Source organism: Janthinobacterium sp. BJB301, from assembly GCF_002735685.1.
GTDB classification, from domain to species: domain Bacteria; phylum Pseudomonadota; class Gammaproteobacteria; order Burkholderiales; family Burkholderiaceae_D; genus Janthinobacterium; species Janthinobacterium lividum.
Map to the genome: position 1 here is coordinate 190,456 of NZ_PDZJ01000001.1, position 20,382 is coordinate 210,837.

Here is a 20,382-nt window from a genome sequence, read left to right on the forward strand (position 1 = left end):
ACCGCGTTTGCGCGTGCCGGCCCAACGCCTCTTCCTTCGTGCCCCCATGACTTCTTTCCCCCGTGCGCGGCAGCAGAAGGCGCGCGCGGATGAGGCAGGCAACCCGATTCGGATCAACCACCTTCCCCCGAAGGGAGTGGGCTACAAGTAAAGAGGTAAAGCATGTCAACAAATAATGTCATACGCGTCATGCTGGTGTCGGACCACAAGACCTGGCTGTGGGGCCTGGAGCAGTTGCTCGCCGGCGCCCAGCCCGCGATGCAGGTGGTGGCCAGCTCCACCGAGATCGACAGCGCGCTGCTGCTGGCGCGCACCCTGTGTCCCGACGTCATCGTGCTCGACGCCGATCTTGGCTGCGGCGGCGCCTGCGCCATCGATTATCTGCCGCAGCTGCTGGGCAATGGCGTCTCGCGGGTGCTGCTGTTCAGCGGCACGCAGGACCAGGCAGAGTGCGGGCGGGCCGTACGCAGCGGCGCGCGCGCCGTGCTGGGCAAGGAAACGTCCGTCAAGCAACTGATCGACGCCATCGCCCGCCTGCATCAAGGCGAATTGTGCCTGGATCCGGCGCTGCTCGACAGCATGCTGGGCGTGCTGAACAAGCCGGAAGCGGCGCCCGACCCGGAAGAGCAGCGGATTGCCAGGTTGACGCTGAAGGAGCGCAAGATCGTGGCCATGATGGTGGAAGGAAATGGCGCGCTGAACCGTGCGATAGCCCAGCGGGCTTTTATCTCGGAGCAAACCTTGCGTAATCATCTGACATCGATCTACAGCAAGCTCGATGTCACCAACCGCCTGGAATTATATGTGTACGCCACCCGCAACCGCCTGGCCGAGCCCGTCCATGCGGAATGACAGTACATATGTCCTGATTATAGGTAAAAAATTAAGATGTTTTGTACTGCGCACAAAATGACTTTTCTCTGATTCGATTTAATGTTTGTTTATATAAAATACACGCATCAGAAAATGGCAAATAAAAACAAGGATAATGTTTTTATTTTCAGACTGTATTTTCAGTTTTTATCATGTTTAAAACTTGACCTGAAAGGGAATAATATGAATTTCATTAAAAACTTTATCGCCGAAGAAGATGGCGTGACTGCCATCGAATATGCGCTGATCGCTGCGCTGGTGGCTGCGGCGCTGGTCACGGCCGTCGGCTATTTCACCACCGGCCTCGATGGCGCCTTCAAGGCGATCGGCACCAAGCTGACGGGCGCGGCGATCTAAGGCGCCTGTCCACCGCGCTGCACCCCGGCAGGCCGGCTGCCCTTGCGCACCGGCCTGTCGACTTCCCGCCCAACGATGCGCATGCCGTCATGCCATCGGCTTGCATCAGGTACACGATGGACCCTCATTCTTTCTGGACGTTCAGCCCCGCCATGGTCTTGTGGGGGCTGCTTGCCGCGGCGGTCTGGCATGACGTGCGCCGCCGGCGCATTCCCAACCGGCTGGTGTTTTCCGGCGCCTTGCTTGGCGTGCTGCTCAACAGCCTGGCGCTGCCCGGGGTGACGCCGGCCGGGCCGTGGCTGGCGCTGGGCGGCCTGGCCGTCGGCCTGGGCTTGCTGCTGCCCATGTATGCGATGAAGGCGTTGGGCGCGGGCGACGTCAAGCTGATGGCGATGGTGGGAGCTTTTCTCGGTCCCGGTCCCGCCGTGTTTGCGGTGCTGTGCAGCCTGCTCGCTGGCGGCGTGCTGGCGCTGGCCGTCGCCCTGTGCCAGGGCACGCTGCGCCAGGCGCTGGCGAATGCCCGGCAATTGCTGCTGCAAGGCTGGCTGCGCGCCGCGGCAGGGGAAGTACCGCGGGTCGATGCGCCCGCCGTGCCGGGCGGCAAACTGCCGTACGCGATCGCCATTGCCGCCGGCACCGCCATCTGGCTGGCCCTGGCGGCCGGCGGCCATGCATGATGTGCGCGTCCGGAAACCCAAGTTTTACCAAGAGGAAAAATCATGAGAAATAGCCGCGTTGCGATCGTGCTGCTGCTGGCGCTGCTGATGGCGGGGGGCGCCGTGCTGGCGGCGGCGCGCTGGATGTCGGGACAAGGCGCGCCGGCCAGCCAGACGGTGATGGTCGCGCTGGTCGATATCGGCGTGGGCGCGAAGGTGACACCAGCCATGCTGCGCGGCATGGACTGGCCGGCGGGCGCCATGCCGCCGGGGGCGTTTGGCGATACCGGCGCGGTGGACGGGCGCATCACGCGCACGGCCGTCAGCAGGGGCGAGCCTGTGCTGGAAAGCAAGCTTGCGCCGCCCGGCGCCACCGGCGGCCTGTCGGCCATCGTGGCTGCCGGCAAGCGCGCCATGACCGTGCGCGTCAATGACGTGGTGGGCGTGGCCGGCTTCGCCCTGCCGGGCAATTTCGTCGACATTCTCGTGCATACGCAGGATGACCGGGCCCGGCCGGCGGGCGGCGGGCCGCTGGCCATTTCCAAGATCGTGCTGGAACGCATCCTGGTGCTGGCCGTGGCGCAAGAGTCCGGCCGCGACGACAACAAGCCCAAGGTGGTCAATGCCGTGACCCTTGAGCTGACGCCGGAGCAGGTGGAAAAGCTGGACCTGGCGCGCAGCGTGGGCAGCTTGTCGCTGGTGCTGCGCAACCAGGTCGATCCGGCGCCCGTCACCACGGGCGGCGCCACCAAGGAGTCGCTGCTGGAACTGAAGGCGCCGGCGGCCGCGCCGGTGCGCGCACCGCGGCGCCAGGCGGCCCCGGCACGCGCTCCCGCGCGCGACAGCATCACCGTCATCAAGGGCATGGATACGAGCGTCCAGCAATTTTAAATCAGCAGGCAAGCAAGGATGATCGATGAACAAATTTCGTAAGCACGCTGCGGGTGCGGGCATGCGCCTGGCCCTGATGCTGGGCAGCGCGGCGGCAGGCATGGCCTGGCCGGTCAGCGCCAGCGCGGCGGCGCCGGCCAGGCAGGCCGTCATGTCGCCCGTCGCGGCGCCAGCCATGTCGCTGGGCGCCGATATCGCCCGCCTGGGCGCGCCCGTGCGCATCGCCGTGGGCAAGTCTACCTTGCGCAACCTGAGCCTGCCTGTGTCGCAGATCGCCGTCAACGATCCCCGGGTGGCCGGCGCCAGGATGCTGGGCACGTCCAGCCAGCTGTTCGTCTGGGGCCTGGCGCCGGGCAGCACCAACCTGATCCTGTGGGACCGGCAGCAGCGCCCCGTGATCGTCGATATTGAAGTCGAGGTCGATGTCGAAGGCTTGCAGGCGCAGCTGGCCTATGTCTTCCCCGGCGAGCGCGCCGTCAAGGCCGGTGCGGCCGGCGGCAGCATCGTGCTGTCGGGGCAGGTGAGCGACAGCGTCAAGGCCAGCCAGATCCTGGAGATGGCGCAGGCCTATGCGCAGCGCGGCGCCGGCGAAGCTGCCGCGCCGGCCGAAGGCGCGGCCAGTGCGGCCGGCGGCGTCAAGGTCATCAATATGCTGTCGATCGCGGCGCCGCAACAGGTCATGCTGGAAGTGAAAATCGCCGAAGTATCGAAGACCCTGGTCGATCAGCTGGGCGCCAGCGTGGGCATCAGTGGCACGCGCGGCAACTGGACGTATGGCCTGCTGTCGAACCTGCTCAGCGGCAACCCCAGCCAGCTGGGCGCCGTGCACGGCAAGAATGGCAACGGGCTGACGCTCGATGCGCAAAAGCGCGACGGCCTGGTCAAGGTGCTGGCCGAACCGAACATCATGGCCATCAGCGGCCAGGAAGCCAGTTTCCTGGCGGGCGGCAAGATTTTCATTCCGGTCGCGCAAGACAGCACCACCAACAAGATCACGCTGGAAGAAAAGGAATTCGGCATTGCCGTCAAGTTCACGCCCACCGTGCTGGAGGGCGGACGCATCAACCTGAAGGTGGCGCCGGAAGTGTCGGAGCTGAACCGCGAAGGCATCGGCATCACCACCGGCGGTGGCGCCACCGCCAATGCCGTGCTGCCGGCCTTTACCACGCGGCGCACCACCACCACGGTGCAGCTGTTTGATGGCCAGAGTTTTGCCGTTGGCGGCTTGATCAAGAACAATGTGACGACCAATATCAAGGCCTTGCCCTTCCTGGGCGAGATTCCCGTGCTGGGCGCGCTGTTCCGCAGCAGCGATTTCCAGACCGACCGCACGGAGCTGGTGTTCATCATCACGCCGCATTTGGTCAAGCCGCTCGACGGCACGCTTGACGGCGATATCGTCTTGCCCACCGACGCCTACGTGGCGCCCAGCCGCGGCGAGTTCTTCTTGCAAGGAAAAATGGAAGGCGCTGGCGCGCCACGGCCACGGCAGGAAGCGGCCACGCAGACGGCGCCCGCCATCCCGGACACTCACTAGGAGCACAGCATGCAGCATTCCCTTTCCCTTTCCATGCTGCTGGCCGCCCTGGCCGCCAGCGGCTGCGCCGCCACGCCGAACCTGGACCGCCAGTTCGGCGCCAGCGTTCAGCAACTGCGCCTGCGGCAAGTGCTGTCGCCGCAGGCGGGCGCGAACCGCGACCCCGTGGCCGGCATGGATGGCAAGGCCGCCCAGGCCGCCTATACGGCATACCAGAAAAGCTTTGCCGCGCCCGCACCGCAAGGGGCCGCCTTGACCATCGGCGTCGGGGCGCGCCAGTGAGCCTGGCATCGTCACCACAGAACCAGCAAGGCATATCGTGAAAATCGCCATCCATTCCACTGATCAAAAAACGCTGTCCGAACTGGGCCTGCTGCTGCGCAGCCGCAACCGGCTCGACGAGATCAACGCGGGCGGCGAAACGCTGGAACCGCTGCAGGCGGCGCAATCGCTGCCCGACGTGCTGATCTTCGACCGCCCGTCGAACGACGGCGCCGACCTGGCCGCCATCGAGCGCCTCAGCAACCAGCATCCGCGCATGGCCTTCATCGTGCTGTGCCACCAGCAGGCGCCTGAATTTCTGCTGCAGGCCATGCGTGCAGGCGTGCGCGACGTGCTGCCGTTTCCCGCCGCGCCGGCCAGCCTGTATGCGGCGCTCGAACGCATCGAGGAAAAGCTGGAGCGGCGCGAACATGGCAACGGCAAGGTGCTGGCCTTCATCTCCTGCAAGGGGGGCAGCGGCGCCACCTTCATCGCCAGCAACCTCGGTTATGCGCTGGCCGCCGGCGGCCAGCAGCGCGTTGCCCTGATCGACATGAACCTGCATTTTGGCGACGCCTCGCTCTTCGTGTCCGAGAACAAGCCGCTGGCCACGCTGTCCGACGTCACGCGCGACATCCACCGGCTCGATTCCTCGTTCCTGGCATCGAGCATGCTGCACATCACGCCCAACTACAGCGTGCTGGCCGCGCCCGAGGATCCGGCTCACGCCAGCGAAGTGGCGCCCGAACACATCGACGCCATCATCCGGCAAGCCAGGCGCCAGTACGATTTCATCGTGCTCGACGTGGGCCGCAACCTCGACGCCGTCAGCGTGCGCGCGCTGGACCACGCCGACATGATCTTTCCCGTCCTGCAGGCGACCTTGCCGTATATCCGCGATGGCAAGCGCCTGCTGGGCATGTTCCGCTCGCTCGAATACGCGAAGGAGAAGGTGCACATCATCGTCAACCGCCACGACAAGGGCGGCGAAATCCGCCTGCGCGACCTGGAAGCGGCGTACGGCACGGCGGTCTACCGCACGGTGCCGAATCATTACGCCTCGGCGGCCGCCTCGGTCAACCAGGGCGTGCCTATCCTGCAGCTCGACAAAGCCAGCCCGATCACCCGCTCGCTGCAGGAGTTCGCCGCCAGCCTGGCCGGCGGCGCGGCCAGCACGGCGCGCCAGGGCTGGTTCGGCCGCGTCCTGCGGCGCGCTTGATCCACGCGCTGATCCCCATCCCAGAACAGGAGCATTTCATGGCTAGTTCCCCCATCGCCGCCTTGTCCATCCGCGAACGGCTCGGCAGCGCCAAGATCGCCGCGCTCGCGCCGCTACGCATGGCCGCCATCGACAACCATGGCTACCGCGACCTCAAGCTGCGCATCCATGGGCTGCTGCTCGAACGGGTCGACCTGGAAAGCATGCAGCGCCTGTCGCAGGAGCGCATCCGCGAAGAATTGCGCGGCCTGGTCGAGCGCTTGCTGGAGGAAGAGGCGGTGGTCATCAACGACGCCGAGCGCAAGAGCCTGACGCGCGACATCCAGCACGAGATGCTGGGCTTCGGGCCGCTCGAAACGTTGCTCTCGGATGCCAGCGTGTCGGACATCCTGGTCAATGGCCACAAGCAGGTCTATGTGGAGCGCGGCGGCCGCCTGGAGCTGACCGACGTCAGCTTCGACGATGACGCCCACCTGATGAAAATCATCGACAAGATCGTCTCGCGCGTGGGCCGGCGCATCGACGAATCGAGCCCCATGGTCGATGCGCGCCTGCCCGACGGTTCGCGCGTCAACGCCATCATCCCGCCGCTGGCCATCGACGGCCCCGTGATGTCGATCCGGCGCTTCTCCGTCGATCCGCTGCGCCTGGCCGACCTGGTCGCCTACCACAGCATGACGGCCGAGATGGCCGAAGTGCTGCAGGGCCTGGGCAAGGCGAAGATGAATATCCTCATTTCCGGCGGCACGGGCAGCGGCAAGACCACCATGCTCAACGTGATTTCCGGCTTTATCGGCCAGACGGAACGCATCGTCACGGTGGAAGACGCGGCCGAGCTGCAATTGCAGCAGCCGCACGTGGTACGGCTGGAAACGCGGCCCGCGAATATCGAAGGCAAGGGCGAAGTGACGCAGCGGGCGCTGGTGCGCAATGCGCTGCGCATGCGCCCCGACCGCATCATCCTGGGCGAGGTGCGCGGCGCCGAGGCGCTCGACATGCTGGGCGCGATGAACACGGGCCATGAAGGCTCGATGGCCACCATCCACGCCAATACGCCACGCGACGCCATCACGCGGCTGGAAAACATGATCAGCATGGCGGCCGCCAACCTGCCCGGCAAGGCCATCCGGCAGCAGATCAGCTCGGCCGTGTCGGTGGTGGTGCAAGTGTCGCGCCTGATCGACGGCAAGCGCAAGGTCACGTCGATCCAGGAAATCACGGGCATGGAAGGGGAGGTCATCACGATGCAGGAAATCTTCAGTTTCCGGCAGACGGGCGTGGCCGAGGGCGGCGCGGTGGTCGGGCATTTCTCGGCCAGCGGCATCCGCCCGCGCTTCCTCGATCGCCTGAACAGCTTTGGCATCGGCGTGTCGGCCGCCCTGTTCGAACCCACTGCGGCGGGGCGCTGATCCATCATGCTTTCCTATCTGGTCTATCTGGTCTATCTGTTCCTCTTCCTGGCCGTGCTGCTGCTGGTGGCTGGCGCCTGGCTGGCGTGGCAAGCGGCGCGGGGGGCGGGCGCGGCGCGGGTGGCGCGGCGCCTGCAGGGCATGTACACGGCCAGCGATGGCGAACAGGCGCTGTCGATCACCAAGCAGCGGCCGCTGAGCGCCCATGCCTTCCTGCACGGCGTGCTGGAAGGCTTGCCCGGCGCGCGGCGCCTCGATCGGCTGCTGCTGCAGGCGGGCATGCGCTGGTTCGTGGCCACTTTTCTGGGCTATTGCGCACTTGGCGGGGCGGCCGGTCTGCTGCTGGCCGGCGCGCTGCCCCTGCCATGGTATGTGCGCCTGGGCCTGGGCGTGGGCGGCGCCGCGCTGCCGTATCTGCTGGTGCGCCGCGCCAGGAGCAAGCGGCTGGTGCGCATCGAGCAGCAACTGCCGGACGCGCTCGACCTGATGAGCCGCGCCATGCGCGCCGGCCACGCCTTTCCCACCGCGCTGAAAATGGTGGGCGAGGAAATGACGGGACCGCTGGCCGACGAGTTCCGCGCCGTGTTCGACGAAGTCAGTTTCGGCGTCGCGATGGCCGATGCGCTGGGCAACCTGGCCGCGCGCGTGCCCAGCACGGACTTGCGCTATTTCGTCATCGCCGTGCTGATCCAGCGCGAAACGGGCGGCAACCTGACTGAATTGCTGAGCAGCATCAGCGCCATCATCCGCGACCGCCTGAAATTGCTGGGCCAGGTGCGCGTGCTGTCGGCCGAAGGGCGCATGTCGGCCTGGGTCCTGGGCTTGCTGCCGTTCGGCGCGGCGCTGATGATGCATTTGATGAATCCGCAGTTTATTGCCGTGCTGTACACGGATGGGGGCGGGCGCAAGATGGTCGGCGTATCGCTGGGCTTGCTGATGCTGGGCGTGATCTGCATCAGAAAAATTATCAATATCCGGGTATAAGATGAAAGAAAAGACACGATGGGCACGATGAGTGCGGCGCAGCTGGCTTTGCTGGGCCTGCTGTTCCTGATTGTCTTCGCGCTGGCCTTGCTGGTGTTGCGCCTGCTCACTGGCAGTGCCGTGCAGGAGCGGCTGCAGGCGCTGGGCGATGCCGGCGCCGCTGGCGATGGCGGGCGCCATGCCAGGCGGCGCTGGCTGGTGCACGCCGTCAGCCTGACGCGTCCGCTGGCCAGGTTGTCGCTGCCGGACGAAGGCTGGGAAAGTTCGCCCATCCGCAGCCGCTTCGTCCATGCCGGCTGGCGCAGCCAGGCCGCGCCCGCGCTGTTTTACGCGGCCAAGACAGGCTTGTTCGTGGGCTTGCCGCTGCTGGCATATGTTCTGCTGCGCCAGGGCGGGCACAATATGCTGTTGTGGCTGGTCGCGGCGGCAGCCCTCGGTTACTACCTGCCCAATGTCTGGCTGTCGCACTGCCTGAAGCAGCGTCAGCGCGAAGTGTTCGAGACCTTTCCCGATGCGCTGGACCTGATGACGGTGTGTGTCGAAGCGGGGCTGGCGATGGATGCGGCGCTGGCGCGCGTGGCGCAGGAAATCGGCCTGAAAAGCGCCGTCCTGGCCGAAGAGCTGCAGTTGGTGACCCTGGAGCTGCGCGCCGGCAGCGCCAAGGACAAGGCCTTGCGCAATCTGGCCTTGCGCACGGGAGTGGAGGATGTGGACGCGCTGGTGACCCTGCTGATCCAGGCCGAGCGCTTCGGCACGAGCATCGCCGCGTCGCTGCGCGTGCAATCCGACCAGCTGCGCACCAAGCGGCGCCAGCGGGCCGAGGAAACGGCGGCCAGGATCGCCCTCAAGCTGCTGTTTCCGCTGATCTTTTTTATCTTCCCCTCGCTGATGGTCGTGCTGATGGGACCGGCGTTCCTGCAGATTTACCGCGTGCTGCTGCCGGCCATGCGGGGCAGCTGAGGGCTGGCCGGGCCGAAACAAAAGCTGCCGGAGTCGCCTCCGGCAGCTTTTGTTACGTCAGACCGCGCCTGGCAATCAGGCGAATGGCGTCAAGAGGGTGATCATCTGGCCAAAGATCTTCGGGCTGGCGGCGATGACGTCGCCCTTGTACAGGTAGTCCGATTCGCCGGAAAATTCACCAACGATGCCGCCCGATTCCGTGATCATCAGGGCGCCGGCGGCGATATCCCAAGGCTTCAAGCCTTTTTCGTAGAAGCCGTCCAGGCGGCCGCAAGCGACGTAGGCCAGGTCCAGCGCGGCCGAGCCGGCGCGGCGTACGCCCTGGCTGCGTTCGCCCATGATCGCGTACATCTTCAGGTATTCGTCCAGCGCGCGGGCGCTGCCGGCCACGTAGCCGGTGCCCAGCAGGGCGTTCGAGATGCGGTCCAGTTTGGTGACGCGGATGCGTTTTTCGTTCAGGTAGGCGCCGGCGCCCTTGGTGGCCGTAAACAGGTCGTTGCGCACCGGGTCGTAGATGACGGCTTGCGTGACGACGCCGCGATGCGCGAGGGCGATCGAGATGCAGTATTGGGGGAAGCCGTGGATGAAGTTGGTGGTGCCGTCCAGCGGATCGATGATCCACTGATACTCATTCTCGTCGTGCGAGTTGGCGGAAGCTCCCGATTCCTCAGCCAGGAACGCGTGGTCCGGGTAGGCTTTGGACAGCACCTCGATGATGGCTTGTTCGGCCGCCTGGTCGACGTCGGTGACGAAATCGTTATGTTGTTTTTCCGTGACGACGACGCGGTCGAGGTCAAAAGAGGCGCGATTGATGACGGCGGCGCCGCGGCGGGCGGCTTTGATCGCCGTGTTGAGCATTGGGTGCATGTGAGCTTCCGTTAAAAGCACGCGACCGCCCAGCGTCGCCTTTCGGCGCCGGTACGATAGAGTGCAAGAATGAATTAAAGAGCGGAGCGGTGCCGAAGTGGTTAAAATCCCGGCCTGGAGTCAGCGTTTTGTGACTCCGTTTCCCGAAATTTCCTGTATCGATACCGCGCAATAGCGCTATTTTAAATGAATCTGCCCGAAATCAACACGTCTCTTTTCAAACGCCTGCGATTTATTCTTGTCGAAACTAGTCGCTCTGGCAACATTGGCGCCGTCGCGCGGGCCATGAAAACGATGGGTTTTTCCGATCTGGTGCTGGTCAATCCCCGCTTTCCCGATGCCTTGACGGACGCGGAAGCGGTGGCCTTCGCCAGCGGCGCGCAGGATATCCTGTCCGGCGCGCGCATCGTCGGCTCCATCGCCGAGGCGCTCGAAGGCTGCAATTACGCGGCGGCCGTCTCAGCCCGCCTGCGCGAATTTTCTCCGCCCGTCACGGCCCCGCGCGCCATCGCGGCCCAGCTGGCGGCCAGCGAAGACTTGCACGCGGCCGTCATCTTCGGCAACGAGCGCTTCGGCTTGCCCAACGAGATCGTCGAGCAGTGCAATGTGCTGATCAACATCCCCGCCAACCCCGAGTATTCCTCGCTGAACCTGTCGCAGGCGGCGCAGGTCGTCGCCTATGAATGCCGCGTGGCGGCCCTCGGCGACGGGCAGATCGCCAGTCCCGTCGGTTTCCATGGCGACGCGGCCAGCCTGGCGCAGGTCGACGGCATGTACGCGCATCTGGAGCAGGCGCTGGTGGCCATCGACTTCCTCGACGCGGACAACCCGAAAAAACTCATGCCAAGGCTGAAACGCCTGTTTTCGCGCACGGGGCTGGAAACGGAAGAAGTCAATATCCTGCGCGGCATCGCGCGGCATATCCTGGCGGTGGCGAAAAAAGGCCCATGATAGAGACCCGGCTGCTGCGCCAGTTCATCGCCGTCGCCGAGGAACTCAATTTCCGCCGCGCGGCCGAGCGGCTGCACATGGCGCAGCCGCCGTTGTCGCAGGCGATATTGCGGCTGGAAGAAGCGCTCGGCTATCCCGTATTCGAGCGCACGAACCGCAAGGTCAGCTTGACGCCGGCCGGCATGGCTTTCCTGGCCACGGCGCGCCAGGTGCTGGCCAGCCTGGAAGAGGGCGTGGCGGCCACGCGCCGCGTGGCGCAGGGCATCGAGGGCCACTTGCGCCTGAGCTTTATCCACATCACGCCGTATGCCCACGTATTGAATGCCTTGCGCGCGTTTCGCGCCGCTTCGCCCGCCGTGCAGTTCACCTTGCGCGAAGCGTCGACGCAGCAGCAGGTCGAGTGGCTGGAAAAAGGCGAGGTCGATATCGCCCTGCTGCGCGCGCCGGGACGCAGCACGCCGGGCTTGCGCTTCGAGCGCCTGTCCGGCGAAGACATCGTGATCGCGCTGCCGTCGAACCACCGCTGCGCGGGCCAGGCGCGCGTGGATCTGGCGGACCTGGCCGGCGACGATTTCGTCGCTTCGCCGCGCGACCTGGGCCAGGGTTTCCACGACCAGCTGGCCAGCCTGTGCCTGCACGCGGGCTTCGTGCCGCGCGTGGCGCAGCAGGCGCGCCGTTTGCAAACGGTGCTGGGACTGGTGGCTGCCGGCTTCGGCGTGGCGCTGCTGCCAGCCAGCCTGGCCGCCTGCGCGCCAGCGGGCGTCGTCATGCTGCCGCTGCACAGCGATGCGCCCGAACCGTTGCGCCAGCTTGACCTGTACATGGCATGGGATCCGCAGCGCACATCCCTCGTGCGCGAGCGGCTGCTGGCGCAGCTGCGGCACTTTTCCGCCTATTGAGACTTTCAAAGTCTCGTTTCAAGATAAATAAGATATTTTACAGATGGTGAACGAGGGGCCAGCATGGCGTTTTGATTGTCAGGAACTGCCATGTCCACCATGTCCTCGCGCACTGTGCTGCCGTCCGCCACGCTGCCACTCTCCATTTACCTGCTCTCCCTGTGCAGCTTTGCCTTCGGCTTGTGCGAATTCATCGCCGCCGGCCTGTTGACCCCCATGGCGCGCGACTTGCACGCCAGCGTGGCGGCGGCCGGCGGCGCCATCGCCGCGTACGCGCTGGGGGCGGCCATCGGCGCGCCCATCCTGACGGCCATGCTGGCGCGCCGGCCCGTGCGCCAGGTGCTGGTGGCCACCATGCTCGTGCTGGCGGCCGGCAGCGTGGCCATGGCGGCCGCGCCAGCGCTGGGCGCGCTGCTGGGGGTGCGCTTTGCCGTCGGCCTCGCGCATGGCGTGTTCATGGCGGTGGCGTCGCATGCGGCCACCAGCCTGGTCGACCCGTCCCGCGCGGGACGCGCGCTGTCCATCGTCTGGCTGGGCCTGACCCTGGCGCTGGCCGGCGGCGTGCCGCTGGGGACGTGGCTGGGCGCCGTCTCGTCGTGGCGCTGGGTTTTCGCGGCCATCGGCGTGCTGGCCCTGTGCGGCGGCGCCGGCCTGCGCTTGGCCATGCCGGCAGCGCGCCAGCAGGCCGCCGCCGCATCGGCGCTGGCCAGCCTGCGCGCCATCCTGCAGCCGCCCCTGCTGCTGGCGGCCGGCGTGGCGGCGCTGGTCAGCGTGGCTACCTTCAGCTTTTTCACGTATGTCTCGCCTTTCCTGCTGCAGCTGGGCGGGCTCGATGCGGGCTGGTTGGGCGCCGCCATGCTGTGCTTTGGCGCGTGCGCCATCGGCGGCAACCTGCTGGGCGGCTGGTGCGCCGACCGTCCCCAGGCGCTGCGCTCCACCGTGCTGGCCCTGGCCGCGCTGGCGCTCAATCTGCTGGGGTTTTATCTGCTGCGCGCCCAGCCCCTGGCCATGCTGGCCCTGTGCGGCACTTTGGGCTTGCTGTTCTTTGCCCTCGTCACCCTGTCTACCATGCGGCTGCTACGCCTGGCGCAACGGCATTGCCCGGGCAGCGACGCCGTGGCGGCGGGCCTGAATATCGCCGCCTTCAATGCGGGCACGGCCTTTGGCGGCGCGCTGGGAGGTGCGCTGATCGTCGCTTTTGGCTTGCCCAGCATTGCCATCGGCGGCGCGCTGGCGGCGCTGCTGGCCATGCTGTTGCTATTGTTTCAGGCGCAAAAACTAGACTCTCCGCTCTAGTTTTTGCGTTCAAACGCCCACTGCCTTTGGCGTACACTGGCCTGCAAAAGGCGGTATAAAACAAGGGGACAGGGGTATGCAACGCAGATCGTTTCTGAAACTGGGCGTGCTCGGCGCCTGCGCGCTGGCCGCCGGAGGGGCGGCCTATCGCCTGGTGCGCGGGCCGGCGCCACCAGGCCGCTTCGTCCTCGATGGCGCGGCGCGCGCGGCGCTGGCGGCCATCGTGCCGGCCATGCTGGGCAGCGCGCTGCCGCGGGAAGCCCCCGCGCGGGCCGCGGCGCTCGATGGCGCCATCGCCGGTGTGGATACGGCCATCCGTGGCTTGCCGCTGGCGGCGCAGCAGGAGGTGCAGGACCTGTTTGGCCTGCTGGCGCTGGCCCCCGCGCGGCGCTTCGTCGCCGGCGTGCATGGCGGCTGGCGCGAAGCCGATCCCGCCCAGGTGGCCGCCTTTCTGCAGTCGTGGCGCACGCACCGCCTGGCCACCTTGCAGACGGCCTACCTGGCCCTGCACGATCTGATCCTCGGCGCCTGGTATGCCGATGCCGCCCACTGGGCCGCCATCGGCTATCCGGGGCCGCTGCCCGAACTGAGCGCATAAGGCATCCATGAGCACATCTCCCATTCTTGACCCCATCGCCATCGGCGTGGCCAGCGGCTGGAACGTCACCGACGCCAGCACCGTGGCCGCCGACCGCAGCTTCGAGGCGGATGTCGTCATCATCGGTAGCGGCGCCGGCGGCGGCGTGACGGCGGAAATCCTTGCGCTGGCCGGCCTCAAAGTGCTGATCGTCGAAGAGGGCGGCTTGAAGTCCTCGCAAGACTTCAAGATGCGCGAAGCGGACGCCTATCCCGCGCTGTACCAGGAATCGGCCGCGCGCAAGACGCGCGACAAGGCGATCAATATCCTGCAGGGGCGCACAGTGGGCGGTTCGACCACCGTCAACTGGACCTCGAGCTTCCGCACGCCGCCCGGCACCCTCGAATACTGGCGCAAGCATTTTGGCTTGTCCGGCTATTCCGTCGATGCCATGGCGCCGTGGTTCGCCATGATGGAAAAGCGCCTGCACGTGAGCGACTGGGCCGCGCCGCCCAATGAAAACAACGATTTATTGCGTCGTGGCGCCACGGCGCTGGGCATCCCCACGGCCGCCATCCGGCGCAACGTGAACGGCTGCTGGAACCTCGGCTATTGCGGCATGGGCTGCCCGACCAACGCCAAGCAGTCGATGCTGGTGACGACGATCCCGTCGGCGCTGGCGCTGGGCGCGGGCCTGCTCGTGCATGCGCGCGCCGAGCGTTTCAGCTTCAAGGGCGAGCGCATCGACAGCCTGCAGGTGACGGCGCTCGACGCCGCCGGGCAGGCGCCGACGGGTGTGCGCCTCACCTTGCGCGCCAGACACTTCGTGCTGGCCGGCGGCGCCATCAATTCGCCGGCGCTGCTGTTGCGCTCGCAGGCGCCGGATCCGCATGGCTTGCTGGGGCGGCGCACCTTCCTGCATCCGACGGTGATCTCGGCGGGCCTGTTCCCGCAGCGCGTCGACGCCTATGCGGGCGCGCCGCAGACGATTTATTCCGACCATTTCCTGCACACGGCGCCCATCGATGGTCCCATCGGCTACAAGCTCGAAGCGCCGCCGCTGCATCCGCTGCTGATGGCCACCACCATGGGCGGTTTCGGCGATGAACACGCGCGCACCATGCGCGAATTCCCCCATGCGCATGGCTTGCTGGCCCTGCTGCGCGACGGCTTTCACCATGATTCGGCGGGCGGCACGGTATCGATCGACAGTTTCGGTGCGCCCGTGCTCGACTATCCGCTCACGCCTTTTATGTGGGATGGCGTGCGGCGCGCGCTGCTGTCGATGGCGGAAATCCAGTTCGCGGCCGGCGCGCGGAGCGTGTATCCCGTGCACGAGCTGGCCAGCCATTACACCAGCTGGGCGCAGGCGAAGCAGGCCATCGGCGATTTGCCGATGAAGGTGCTGCTGGCGCGGGTGGTGTCGGCCCACGTGATGGGCGGCTGCGCCATGTCGGACGATGCGCGCCTGGGCGTGGCGGGTGCCGATGGCCGCTACCACGGCGTGCGCAATTTGTCCGTGCACGACGGCTCGCTGCTGCCCACGTCGATAGGCGCCAATCCGCAATTGACGCTGTATGCGCTGGCCGCGCGCCTGGCCAGCGGCCTGGCGCGGGAGCTGACGGGCAAACCGGCACCCGTGCCCGTTCCAGCGCCGGCATGATCGCACGCATACTCAAGTGGCTGATGCTGCTGCAGGTGCTGGCCGTGCTGGGATTGGCGTACCTGGCCATGCAGGCGTGGGGAGTGGCTTCGCCGGTGCAGGCCGTGTTGCTGGCGCTGGCCATGCTGCTGGCCGTGCGCGCGCTGGTCGTGGCGCGCAATTTTTGGCAGAGCCGGCGGCTGGGTAGCCCCGTGCCACAGGAATATCAATTGAGTGTGCGGGGTGCCGCGCGGCTGTTCCTGGGCGAACTGCGCGCCACCCTGTGGGCCTCGTCATGGGGCATGCTGCGTCCGCGCCTGCATGCGCTGGACGCCGCCACGGCTTCCCGGGGCTTGCCGGTGCTGCTGATACACGGCTATGTGTGCAACCGCGGCTACTGGGCGCAACTGAGCCGCCAGCTGGCGCGGGCCGGCGTCGCGCATGACGCTGTCGACCTGGAACCCATCGTCGCCGACATCGAGGATTGCGTGCCGCAGGTGGAGCAGGCCATCGAGGCGCTGCGCGCCCGCACGGGCAGCGACCGCGTGATTCTCGTCGCCCACAGCATGGGCGGCCTGGTGGCGCGCGCCTGGCTGCGCCATTACGGCGCGGCCCGCGTGGCGCGCATCATCACCATCGGCACGCCGCACCACGGCACGGCGCTGGCCAACCTGGCGGCAGGCGCGAATGCCCGGCAGATGAGCCGTATCCATGGCGCCCCGGACGCCTGGCTGGCGCAGCTGGCCGCCAGCGAGACGCCGGCAACGCGCGCCCTGATCACCTCGATGTACTCGCATCACGACAATATCGTCGCACCGCAGTCGTCCGCGCAGCTGCCCGGCGCGCGCAATCTGGCCTTCGGCGGCATCGGCCACGTGGCGCTGGCCAGCGATGCGCGCGTGCTGCGTCAGCTGCTGGAAGAAATCACTATCAAGAACGAAGTCGCCCAGCCTCCGTCTTGCCCGCATTTTTCCTGACTCCTGTTGTGTTTTGTCTGCATGGCAAGACTGTCTGTTTTGACTCTGCTGTTGCCCCTGTTTAACAACGCCATGGGCAGATAATGCTGTTTTCCGCTGGCGTACTGTATTAAGCTAAGGTCAGAAGGGCAGCGGGAAAAATTGTTCCTGAGGCCGCTTGCGCTGTTCTGCAGACGTCCGGCGGCCAGATTTTTCTCAGGATCTATGGCAAGATATTGTAGGATTGTTATGTAGCCCGCGCATGCGAAAAGTTGAACGCAGGCAGAAAATGAGTCCATGCAGTTTTTATTGGGGGCGCTAATTGTCCGCACGTATCCTGATTATTGAAGATAACGCCACCAATATGGAATTGATGGTGTATTTGCTGCGTGCCTTCGGGTACACGCCGCTGGCCGCCTATGACGGCGAAGAGGGCGTGCGCATGGCGCGCAGCGAATTGCCGGACTTGATCATTTGCGACGTGCATTTGCCCAAGCTCGATGGCTATGGCGTGGTGGCCGAGCTGAAGAAAGATCCGCAGCTGCGCAATATCCCGGCCCTGGCCGTCACGGCGCTGGCCATGGTGGGCGACCGCGAACGTCTGCTTGAAGCGGGTTTCAATGGCTACATCGGCAAGCCGATCGAGCCCGACCTGTTCGTCGCGGAGCTGGAATCTTTTTTACCCGGGGCGCCGTCGACGCCAGTTAAAAACGACATAGCCACCATCCTGATCGTCGATGATCATGTGCTGAACCGCGAATTCCTGACCGCTTTGCTCGGTTACGGCGGCCACCGCCTGCTGGAAGCGGCGAACGGCGCCGATGCGCTGGAAATCCTGCGCACCGAGCGGCCGGACCTGATCATTTCCGACATCCTCATGCCGAACATGGACGGCTACGAATTCGTCACGCGCGTGCATGCCGATCCCGTGCTGACCGACGTGCCCATCATTTTCTATACGGCCACCTACCGCGAACAGGAAGCGATCTTGCTGGCGCAGGCGTGCGGCGTGCGCTGGGTGCTGCCCAAACCGTCCGACCCCGAAGTCATCGTGCGCACCGTGAACGAGGCGCTGGGACTGATGCCGGCGGCGGCCCAGGTGCCGGCTGCGCCGGAGGCCAGCGGCGCCGCGGCGCCTCCCGCCACGGGCAAGCTGGCCGGCATCGAGCACCAGGTCAGCGGCTACCTCGACGAACTCGAATCGAGCAGCCAGCAGATTTCGCAGCTGGCCAGCCAGCGCGAGGGCCAGGCCGTCATCCCCGAAGACCTGGGCGTCATGACGGAGCGCCTGTCGCGCTCGCTGTCGAGCCTGCAGGCGGTGAGCCTGCGCCTCACGGCCCTGATCGAACTGGGCATCGAGCTGGGCGCCGAACGCGATCCGCGCGCCCTGATCGAGGCAGGCTGCAAGGTGGCGCAGAATATCTGCGTCTCCAAGTACGCCTGCATCGGCATGCTGGAAGAGGGCGCTGAAAAGCTCAGCTATTTTTCCTCGTGCGGCGCCGAGAAAAACCTCGAGCGCATCGCCAGCACACCGCGCACGGGCATCCTGAACCGCTTGCTGGAACAGCGCCAGCCCTACCGGGTCAACGGCTTGAAGGGCGACCCCGGCGCGCTGGGCCTGCCCGACACGCACCCGCCCGTGCATTCCTTTCTGGGCGTGGCCATCGCCTCGCGCGAGCGCAGCCACGGCTGGCTGTACCTGGTCGACAAGCTGGGCGCGAATGAATTTTCCGAAGTCGACGAGCGCGTCGCCGCCACGGTGGCGGCGCAGATCGCCGTCGCCTACGATAACCTGCTGCTGTACGACGAAATCAAGCGCCACCATGAGCAGCTGACCCTGGACATGGCGGCGCGCATCCGCCTCGATGAAGACTTGCGCCGCTTCCGCCTGGCGATGGATGCCACGGCCGACGCGATTTTCCTCGTCGACCGTGCCGGCATGTGCTTCGTCGACGTCAACCAGACGGCTTGCCGCATGCTCGGTTTCGAGCGCGAGGATTTCCTGCGCGTGGGGCCGGGCCGCGCGCACGAGGGCGAATCCCAGCTGGAAGAGCTGTACAACAAGCTGCTGGCCGGCGACCAGGGCGGCCCGATGACGGAATTGCAGCTGCAGCGCAAGGACGGTTCGCCGCTGTCGGTGGAAGTGCAGCGGCGTACCCTGCGCTCGGGGCAGAGCTGGATCCTGGTGGCCGTGGCGCGCGACATCACCGAGCGCAAGGATGCCGAGCACCGCCTGATGAAGCTGGCGCATTTCGATACCTTGACGGGCTTGCCGAACCGCAGCCAGTTCTACGCCTCGCTGACCCATTCGCTGACCCAGGCGTCCGAGCACCAGTGGGCCGTGGCCGTGCTGTTCATGGATATCGACCGCTTCAAGAATATCAACGACACCCTGGGCCACACCATCGGCGACGATCTGCTGCGCCAGTTTTCCAGCCGGCTCGTCGATTGCCTGCGCGTGCGCGATACCATCGGCCGCTTTGGCGGCGATGAATTTGCCACCATCCTGGTACTGCCCGATGGCGCCCAGCATGCCGTGGGCGTGGTCGACAAGATCCGCGAGGCGATGCGCAAGCCCTTCGACTTGCAGGGCCACGAGGTGACGGTGACGGTCAGCATCGGCATATCCGTGTACCCCGACGATGGCATCGATGCGGACACGCTGATTCAATATGCCGACACGGCCATGTACCGCGCCAAGGAAGCGGGCCGCGACGCCTTCCGCTTCTTCACGGCGGAAATGAATGCGCAGTCGATGGCGCGGCTGGACATGGAAAACGCCCTGCGGCGCGCCATCGACAACGAGGAATTCGTGCTGTTCTTCCAGCCCAAGGTGAATATCATCTCGGGACGCATCAGCGGCGCCGAGGCGCTGATACGCTGGCGCCGCCCCGGCCACGGCATGGTCTCGCCAGCCCTGTTCATCCCCCTGCTGGAAGAAACGGGGCTGATCGTGCGCGTCGGTAACTGGGTGCTCGACGAAGCGTGCAGGAAGATCAGCGAGTGGGGCGCCAGCAGCATCGGGCCCGTGCACCTGTCGGTCAACGTGTCGGGCATCCAGTTTTTCGTCGGCGGCCTGGAAGAGGAGGTGCTCAAGGCGATCCGCAAATACGATATCGCGCCCGAGCTGCTGGAGCTGGAGCTGACGGAAAGCTCGCTCATGTCGAACGCCGAGGAAACCATCGCCGTGCTGCGCAACCTGAAGGCGCTGGGCATCCAGATTTCCATCGACGATTTCGGCACCGGCTATTCCAGCCTGGCCTACCTGAAGCGCTTCCCTATCGACAAGCTGAAGATCGACATCGCCTTCGTGCGCGAAGTGACCAGCAATCCGGACGACGCGGCCATCGTGCTGGCCATTATCAGCATGGCGCACAGCATGAAGCTGGAAGTGATCGCCGAAGGCGTGGAAAACGATGCGCAGCTGGCCTATTTGCGGCGCCACGGCTGCGACGAGATGCAGGGTTATTACTTCAGCCGTCCCGTGCCGCACGAGGAATTCGAACAGATGCTGATGGGCGGCAAGCTGTTGCAGGCGCCGCAGGATGCCGGTGGCGAAGAGCAGCAAACCTTGCTGATCGTCGACGACGACGTCTTCATGCTCGACGTGCTCAGCGACTTCCTGGCGCAGGACGGCTACCGCATCCTCACGGCGCAGACGGCCGCCGAAGGCTTCGACATCCTGGCGCGCCACAAGGTGCAGGTGATCCTGTGCGACCAGTGCATGCCGCTCATGAGCGGCACCGAATTCATGGAGCGGGTCAAGCACCTGTGTCCTGACACCTTCCGCATCATGCTGTCGGCTTTTGCCGACCTGACGCCCATCATGGCGGCCATCAACCGCGGCGCCGTCGACCGCTTCTATACCAAGCCGTGGAAAGGTGCCGTGCTGCGCGAGAATATCCGCGAAGGCTTCCGCCTGCACAAGCTGCTGCATGGCCAGGTGAAGGCGGCGGCCTAGGTTCTGGCCGCCGCGTGCGCTGGCGCACCTTGAGCAGCCGTTTTCTATCGAATTAGACCCCCGTCTCTAGTTTTGCTCACTAGAAT

18 protein-coding genes are annotated in these 20,382 nt (G+C 65.8%); 17 read left to right on the top strand and 1 reads right to left on the bottom strand.

The features are described 5' to 3' along the window. The first annotated feature begins 162 nt into the window (after positions 1 to 162). From CSQ91_RS00920 to CSQ91_RS00965, 10 genes are all read left to right on the top strand, one after another. On the top strand, positions 163 to 852 hold the full coding sequence (locus CSQ91_RS00920) for a LuxR C-terminal-related transcriptional regulator (protein WP_034786248.1): 690 nt from the start codon (positions 163 to 165) through the stop codon (positions 850 to 852). 204 nt (positions 853 to 1,056) lie between these two features. Further along, the gene (locus tag CSQ91_RS00925; protein ID WP_071650303.1) at positions 1,057 to 1,230 is read left to right on the top strand and encodes a Flp family type IVb pilin; all 174 of its coding nucleotides are present in this window, start codon (positions 1,057 to 1,059) and stop codon (positions 1,228 to 1,230) included. Positions 1,231 to 1,346: 116 nt separating this feature from the next. After that, the gene (locus tag CSQ91_RS00930; protein WP_052140477.1) at positions 1,347 to 1,907 is read left to right on the top strand and encodes an A24 family peptidase; all 561 of its coding nucleotides are present in this window, start codon (positions 1,347 to 1,349) and stop codon (positions 1,905 to 1,907) included. A gap of 42 nt (positions 1,908 to 1,949) precedes the next feature. Beyond that, positions 1,950 to 2,777, top strand: a complete 828-nt coding sequence (gene cpaB / locus CSQ91_RS00935) for a Flp pilus assembly protein CpaB (protein WP_099387126.1) — start codon at positions 1,950 to 1,952, stop codon at positions 2,775 to 2,777. Positions 2,778 to 2,802: 25 nt separating this feature from the next. After that, positions 2,803 to 4,314, top strand: a complete 1,512-nt coding sequence (locus CSQ91_RS00940) for a type II and III secretion system protein family protein (RefSeq protein ID WP_099387127.1) — start codon at positions 2,803 to 2,805, stop codon at positions 4,312 to 4,314. Positions 4,315 to 4,323: 9 nt separating this feature from the next. Further along, on the top strand, positions 4,324 to 4,596 hold the full coding sequence (locus CSQ91_RS00945; RefSeq protein ID WP_099387128.1) for a pilus assembly protein: 273 nt from the start codon (positions 4,324 to 4,326) through the stop codon (positions 4,594 to 4,596). Positions 4,597 to 4,633: 37 nt separating this feature from the next. Further along, on the top strand, positions 4,634 to 5,794 hold the full coding sequence (locus tag CSQ91_RS00950; RefSeq protein ID WP_099387129.1) for an AAA family ATPase: 1,161 nt from the start codon (positions 4,634 to 4,636) through the stop codon (positions 5,792 to 5,794). Between the two features lie 62 nt (positions 5,795 to 5,856). Then, positions 5,857 to 7,203 carry a CpaF family protein gene (locus CSQ91_RS00955; protein WP_373630470.1) on the top strand — a complete coding sequence of 449 codons (1,347 nt, stop codon included), beginning with the start codon at positions 5,857 to 5,859 and terminating at the stop codon, positions 7,201 to 7,203. A 6-nt stretch (positions 7,204 to 7,209) separates the two neighbouring features. Next, positions 7,210 to 8,187, top strand: coding sequence for a type II secretion system F family protein (locus tag CSQ91_RS00960; RefSeq protein WP_099387130.1), 978 nt, complete (start codon positions 7,210 to 7,212; stop codon positions 8,185 to 8,187). A 27-nt stretch (positions 8,188 to 8,214) separates the two neighbouring features. Next, on the top strand, positions 8,215 to 9,147 hold the full coding sequence (locus CSQ91_RS00965; RefSeq protein ID WP_099388514.1) for a type II secretion system F family protein: 933 nt from the start codon (positions 8,215 to 8,217) through the stop codon (positions 9,145 to 9,147). Positions 9,148 to 9,222: 75 nt separating this feature from the next. On the opposite strand, the gene CSQ91_RS00970 is transcribed toward CSQ91_RS00965, so the two are convergent. Continuing rightward, on the bottom strand, positions 9,223 to 10,005 hold the full coding sequence (locus tag CSQ91_RS00970; protein WP_034758799.1) for an inositol monophosphatase family protein: 783 nt from the start codon (positions 10,003 to 10,005) through the stop codon (positions 9,223 to 9,225). Positions 10,006 to 10,200: 195 nt separating this feature from the next. Here CSQ91_RS00970 and CSQ91_RS00975 point away from each other — a divergent pair, with 195 nt between their 5' ends. The 7 genes from CSQ91_RS00975 to CSQ91_RS01005 all read left to right on the top strand — a co-directional run bounded on the left by CSQ91_RS00975 (position 10,201) and on the right by CSQ91_RS01005 (position 20,296). After that, positions 10,201 to 10,965, top strand: coding sequence for an RNA methyltransferase (locus CSQ91_RS00975; RefSeq protein ID WP_070254993.1), 765 nt, complete (start codon positions 10,201 to 10,203; stop codon positions 10,963 to 10,965). Beyond that, on the top strand, positions 10,962 to 11,864 hold the full coding sequence (locus tag CSQ91_RS00980) for a LysR substrate-binding domain-containing protein (protein WP_070278663.1): 903 nt from the start codon (positions 10,962 to 10,964) through the stop codon (positions 11,862 to 11,864). Before CSQ91_RS00975 ends, CSQ91_RS00980 begins: the two co-directional genes overlap by 4 nt. A 90-nt stretch (positions 11,865 to 11,954) precedes the next feature. Then, on the top strand, positions 11,955 to 13,160 hold the full coding sequence (locus CSQ91_RS00985; RefSeq protein WP_257217183.1) for an MFS transporter: 1,206 nt from the start codon (positions 11,955 to 11,957) through the stop codon (positions 13,158 to 13,160). Positions 13,161 to 13,236: 76 nt separating this feature from the next. Beyond that, positions 13,237 to 13,758, top strand: a complete 522-nt coding sequence (locus tag CSQ91_RS00990) for a hypothetical protein (protein WP_034786226.1) — start codon at positions 13,237 to 13,239, stop codon at positions 13,756 to 13,758. 7 nt (positions 13,759 to 13,765) lie between these two features. Beyond that, complete coding sequence (locus CSQ91_RS00995) at positions 13,766 to 15,400, top strand: GMC family oxidoreductase (RefSeq protein WP_099387131.1); 1,635 nt, start codon at positions 13,766 to 13,768, stop codon at positions 15,398 to 15,400. Further along, positions 15,397 to 16,356: an esterase/lipase family protein gene (locus tag CSQ91_RS01000; RefSeq protein WP_099387132.1), complete on the top strand. Its 960-nt coding sequence runs from the start codon at positions 15,397 to 15,399 to the stop codon at positions 16,354 to 16,356. The genes CSQ91_RS00995 and CSQ91_RS01000 overlap by 4 nt, the downstream gene beginning before the upstream one ends. 301 nt (positions 16,357 to 16,657) lie before the next feature. Further along, the gene (locus tag CSQ91_RS01005; RefSeq protein ID WP_099387133.1) at positions 16,658 to 20,296 is read left to right on the top strand and encodes an EAL domain-containing protein; all 3,639 of its coding nucleotides are present in this window, start codon (positions 16,658 to 16,660) and stop codon (positions 20,294 to 20,296) included. Positions 20,297 to 20,382 lie beyond the last annotated feature (86 nt).